Below are 1,821 nucleotides of genomic sequence, written 5' to 3'. Positions count from 1 at the left end.
GGAGGGCCTCCGACTCATACCCCGGTGCTCCCACACCGGGGTCTCAGTCGCTTACTTGCTGGCGAGTGCCTTGTCGGCGGCCGGCTTGGCGGCCTCGACGGGCTTGGTGGGCGGAGTGACCTCCTGGATCGGAAGCTGCGGCCGCTCCATCTGGGCGAGGCCGACCATCTCGCGCTTGAGGAACATCGCGAGCGTCCAGTCGGTGAAGACGCGGACCTTGCGGTTGAAGGTCGGCACCATCGCGCCGTGGTACAGGCGGTGGAACCACCAGGCCGGACGGCCCTTCAGCTTGTACTTGCCGAAGAGGATCGCCACGCCCTTGTGCAGGCCGAGGCCGGCGACCGCACCGAGGTTCTTGTGCTTGTACTCCTTCTGCGGGAAGCCGCGCATGCCGGAGATCACGTTGTCGCCGAGGACGACGGCCTGACGGCAGGCGTGCTGCGCGTTCGGCGGGCACCAGGCGCCCTCGCCGGCGGCGAGGTCCGGCACCTGGGCGTTGTCGCCGGCGGCCCAGACGTAGTCGAAGCCCTGGACCTGGAGGGTCGGCGCGGTGTCGACGTGGCCGCGCGGGCCCAGCGGCAGGCCGAACTCGGACAGCACCGGGTTCGGCTTCACGCCGGCCGTCCACACGATGGTGGAGGCGTCCATCTCCATGCCGTTCTTCAGCATGACGTGGCCGTCGACGCAGGAGTCCATGGAGGTCTCGATGTAGACCTCGATGTTGCGCTCCTCGAGCTTCTCCTTGGTCCACAGACCGAGGTCCGGGCCCATCTCGGGGAGGATGCGGTTGGCCGCCTCGACCACCACGAAGCGCATGTCCTCGCGGCTGACGGTCTTGTACAGCTTGGCCGCGTCGCGGGCCATGTCCTCGACCTCGGCGACGGTCTCGATGCCGGCGAAGCCGCCACCGATCACCACGAAGGTCAGCGCCTTGCGGCGGATCTCCTCGTCCGTGGTGGACTCGGCCTTGTCGAGCTGGGCCATGACGTGGTTGCGGAGGCCGATGGCCTCCTCGACCGTCTTCATGCCGATGCCGTTCTCCGCCAGACCCGGGATCGGGAAGGTGCGGGAGACCGAGCCGGTCGCGACGACCAGGTACTCGAAGGGCAGCTCGTAGCTGTCGCCGGCCGCGGGCTGGATGGTGGCGACCTTGCGGGCGTGGTCGATGCCGGTGACGGACCCGGTCAGCACCTCCGCCTGCTTGAGGGCGCTGCGCAGCGGCGCGACGAGGTTGCGGGGCGCGACGTTGCCGCCGGCCGCCTCGGGGAGGAAGGGCAGGTACGTCATGTACGACCGCGGGTCCACGACCGTGACGGTCGCTTCGCCGTAACGCATCTTCTTGAGGATGCGCATCGCGGCATACAGGCCGACGTAACCACCGCCGACAATGAGGATGCGAGGACGCTCCGTGGTGCTCATATCCGAAAGTATCCAGCACCGTCCGGAGCAGCCTTCGTGAGCCCGGTCACAAGATGAAGGACCCCCCGTGCTACACTGCGCGGCCGCAAAACCGGGCCCGGCACGGCGACCCCCACCCCTGGACGGCCCCGCGCGAGCGCGCGCCGGAGCACGACCGGCCTGAGCAGCAACGATCCGCACAGCGCCCGGGTTCCCGCGCATGATTTCGAATTTCAAACCTCAAGCGAGCCCTGACCTGCGATCCCATGGGCTACCCGGCCAGCAGGCCTTCGGTCCCACATTTCGGACGTAGCGGGCGGGTGGGTGCGGCGAATGGCCGGATCGCCATGTGAAGAAATTCACGAACTTTTCCACCCGCGCTCGGGCGCGCCCCGGCCCCGGCCCCCCGAAAGGGGTGCCGGG

Annotated in this window: 1 protein-coding gene; it reads right to left on the bottom strand. The window is 68.8% G+C overall.

All coding sequences use genetic code 11. The features are described 5' to 3' along the window. Positions 1-51 precede the first annotated feature (51 nt). Positions 52-1,419, bottom strand: coding sequence for an NAD(P)/FAD-dependent oxidoreductase (locus ACIQOV_RS39935; protein WP_359909991.1), 1,368 nt, complete (start codon positions 1,417-1,419; stop codon positions 52-54). Positions 1,420-1,821: the final 402 nt, after the last annotated feature.

It is taken from the genome of Kitasatospora sp. NPDC091257, from assembly GCF_044757675.1.
Taxonomy (GTDB): Bacteria; Actinomycetota; Actinomycetes; order Streptomycetales; family Streptomycetaceae; genus Kitasatospora; species Kitasatospora lactacystinica.
The sequence above is the reverse complement of the archived record's forward strand: the minus strand, read 5'-3'. Positions and strand labels throughout refer to the sequence as shown.

Coding starts and splice junctions, on each gene's coding strand:
- ACIQOV_RS39935 (WP_359909991.1), bottom strand. CDS start 1,419: ATGAGCACCACGGAGCGTCCTCGCATCCTCATTGTCGGCGGTGGTTAC.